The sequence below is a fragment of the Salipiger sp. HF18 genome (assembly GCF_011806505.1).
GTDB classification, from domain to species: domain Bacteria; phylum Pseudomonadota; class Alphaproteobacteria; order Rhodobacterales; family Rhodobacteraceae; genus Salipiger; species Salipiger thiooxidans.
Genome location: NZ_JAATOS010000489.1, coordinates 1 through 2,935 on the forward strand (window position 1 = coordinate 1; position 2,935 = coordinate 2,935).

Here is a 2,935-nt window from a genome sequence, read left to right on the forward strand (position 1 = left end):
CCAGCCCGCGTAATACTCGAACATCTCGGCCATACGCGCCGGCTCGCCGGTGGTGTCGCGGATCGGGCGGCCCGAGGAGAGGGCTTCCAGCTCCGACAGCGCGGCGGCATTGGCGCGCAACTGGCGGCCGATCTCGAACATGATGCGACCGCGCTCGGAGGCGGTCTTGGCGAACCATTCCTTCTGTGCCCGCGTCGCGGCCTCGGCAGCCTGTGCGACGACCTCGGCGCCTGCGTCCTTGTAGCGGGCGAAGACCTCGCCCGTCGCGGAATCGGTGAGCTCCAGCGCGTGCCCGGTGCCCGGCACAAGCGCACCGCCGACATAGGACTGCACCTCGGAAGATCCGGTGAGACCCTTCAGCAACTCGGCCACGCGGGCCGCGGTATCTATGAGGTCCTTGGCCATCACATCTTTTCCTTATGGCTCAGGCGGTCCACTGCGGGATCGCCCATATGCATGAAATCATCGCCGTCCTTCAGGCCCGAGTTCTCCTCGGCCCAGAGATCGGCCACCAGGTCGGCCACCGGCATGGTGCAGCCGACGCTTTGCGCCAGCTCACGGGCGAGGCGCACGTCCTTGCGCATCAGCCCGGTACTGAAACCGCTGTCGAAGCTGCGTGGCAGCACCCAGTTGGGGAAGTGGATTTCCGAGATGGCACTGCGGCCCGTCGCAGAGTTGATCACCCGCAGCGCGTCTGCCGCGCCGACACCGGCGGCCTCGGCCAGCCGCAGCGCCTCGAGCGTCGTAACCATGTGGCTGGCGACCAGCATGTTGTTCACGAGCTTGGCGACATTGCCCGAGCCGCTCGGGCCGACGTGCAGGATTTTCGCCGCCATCGCCTCGAGCGCGGGCATCGCTGCACCGACCCATTTCTCGTCGCCGCCGAGCATCACCGAAAGCTGGCCCGAGGCTGCGCCGGAGGGCCCGCCGCTGACCGGCGCGTCGAGGAAGCCGTGTCCCTCTTCGGCAAGCGCTGCGGCGAGCTTGCGGCTGACCTCGGCCTCGGAGGTGGAGGTGTCGATAATGACCTTGGCCCCGGCTTCTGCGCCCAGCAGCCCGGCGCCCTGTGCCGCGGCGATGACGCCTTCGACATGCGCCGCAGTAGGCAGTGAAAGCACGATGAAGTCTGCTGTGGCGAAGACGTCTTCCGGGCTCGCCTTGGGCGCGATCCCCGCCTCGCGGGCACGGTCCTGCGCCGCGGGAGCCGGGTCGTAGCCCGCCACCTCGAAGCCCGCGCGGGCAAGGCTCGACGCCATGCCGAAGCCCATGGCCCCAAGTCCGATCACCCCGGCCCGTTTGCCTGTCGTCTCTGCCATGTGATCTCCTGTCGTTGTGCGTCGCCAGCCACGTTCGGCCAGCGTTTCAGACAGCTAACCGGAGGAATGGCGTTCACAGGAAGGGGTCACATTGCGCACATCGCGTTGCCTTTACGGCAACACCAGAGATCACCGGCGGAAGGCCACCATGCGGTCCGACAGGAAGCTCGCCACCAGTTCCACCGATTTCGGCAGGCGCCGGCGGGCCCGCACCATGAGGTGCGTGCTGACCCGGTGCAGCGCCGGCTCTTCCAGCTCGATCACCGCCAGATCGCCGCGATCTGCCTGAATCGACGCGGAAAATCTCGGCAAAAAGGTCACGCCCATGCCCGCGCTCACGTAGCGGATCAGCAGCGCGATGGAGGCTGTCTCAACATGCACCCGCAGCGCCAGCCCGCGGTCGGCGGCGACCTGCCCGACGAGGTGCCGGATGGCATGGCGCGCATCGAGCATGGCCACGGGATGCTCCAGCACCTCGGCCAGCCCGACGCGTCTCCGATCCGCCAGTGATGAATTCGCAGGCACAACGGCGCAGAGCGGCTGGCGCCCCATGGCCAGCGAGCGGGTCGCCTCGGTCACCAGCGGGTTATAGGCAATTCCGATATCGGCCTCCCCCTCGATCACGCGGCGCTGCAGCTCTTCGGTGCCGGCGTGGTCGATGGCAAAGCGCAGGTCGGGCTGCAGCCGGCTCAGCTCCGACAGCCCGTTCTCCATCAGGTCGGCGGTGAACCCCTCTCCGAGCGCGATGCGCACGGTCTGCGTGCGTCCTGCCCGGTAGCGGCCGATCTGATCAAGAAGGAAGGTCTGCTCGTCCTGAAGGTGCAGCGCGTGCTCGCGCAGAAGGTCCCCGGCCTCGGTCACCGTCACGCCCCTGGAGCTGCGCTCGAAGAGCGCCACCCCGAGCCGGGCCTCGGCCTCGGCGATCTTGCGCGAGATCGCCGAGGGCACGACATTCAGCCGATCTGCCGCGCGGCGGATCGAGCCCTCCTGCGCGACCGCGAGGAACTCGCGCAGGAAACGGCTGTCGAGCGCGTCCATCAGCCCCGCGTGGCGCGGCGGGCGAGGCGCACCCAGAGCTCGGCGCCGGCGGGCAGCACCGCGTCGTTGAAGTCGAACTTCGCCGAATGCAGCCCGGGGTTCTCGCCCTCGCGCGCCGCCCCGAGCCAGAGGTAGGCACCGGGAACCTCGTTCAGCATGAAGGCGAAATCCTCCGAGGCCATGCTCGGGCCGGTCATCGCGGTATCGAGTCCCATCTCCGCCGCCACGTCGCGGGCCAGCGCGGCCTCGGGGGCGCTGTTGATCGTCGCGGGGTAGCGGCGCTGGTAGTCGATGTTGGCGGTACAGCCCTGCGCGGCGGCCTCGGAAGTGGCCACCCGGCGGACACGCTCTTCGATGATGTCGCCGGCCTCCGGCCCGAACCAGCGGCAGGTGCCGCTCAATACCGCGCGGTCGGGGCAGACGTTGTAGGCCGAGCCGCTGTGGATCTGCGTGACCGAGACCACGCCGGGCTCGAGCGGCGAGAGCGCGCGTGCCGGGATCTCCTGCAGCGCCGCGGCGGTGCGCCCGGCCGCGGCGATCACGCCGTCGGACTGCTCGGGCATCGCGCCATGGCCGCCCTT

At 69.2% G+C, this 2,935-nt stretch carries 4 protein-coding genes; all 4 read right to left on the bottom strand.

Annotated elements, in window-relative coordinates; all coding sequences use genetic code 11:
* Positions 1-405, bottom strand: a 405-nt coding sequence (locus HC022_RS22950) for an aldehyde dehydrogenase family protein (RefSeq protein ID WP_167453946.1), incomplete at its 3' end; no start/stop codon positions are given.
* Positions 405-1,370, bottom strand: coding sequence for an NAD(P)-dependent oxidoreductase (locus HC022_RS22955; RefSeq protein ID WP_368484723.1), 966 nt, complete (start codon positions 1,368-1,370; stop codon positions 405-407). The genes HC022_RS22950 and HC022_RS22955, both read right to left, overlap by 1 nt.
* 75 nt (positions 1,371-1,445) lie before the next feature.
* Positions 1,446-2,354 carry a LysR family transcriptional regulator gene (locus tag HC022_RS22960; protein WP_167453948.1) on the bottom strand — a complete coding sequence of 303 codons (909 nt, stop codon included), beginning with the start codon at positions 2,352-2,354 and terminating at the stop codon, positions 1,446-1,448.
* A partial coding sequence (locus HC022_RS22965; protein ID WP_167453949.1) for a M20/M25/M40 family metallo-hydrolase occupies positions 2,354-2,935 on the bottom strand: 582 nt, incomplete at its 5' end. The genes HC022_RS22965 and HC022_RS22960, both read right to left, overlap by 1 nt.

What these genes read in the sequence shown, in the direction of transcription:
- HC022_RS22960 (WP_167453948.1), bottom strand. Translation starts at nt 2,354, where the DNA reads ATGGACGCGCTCGACAGCCGTTTCCTGCGCGAGTTCCTCGCGGTCGCG.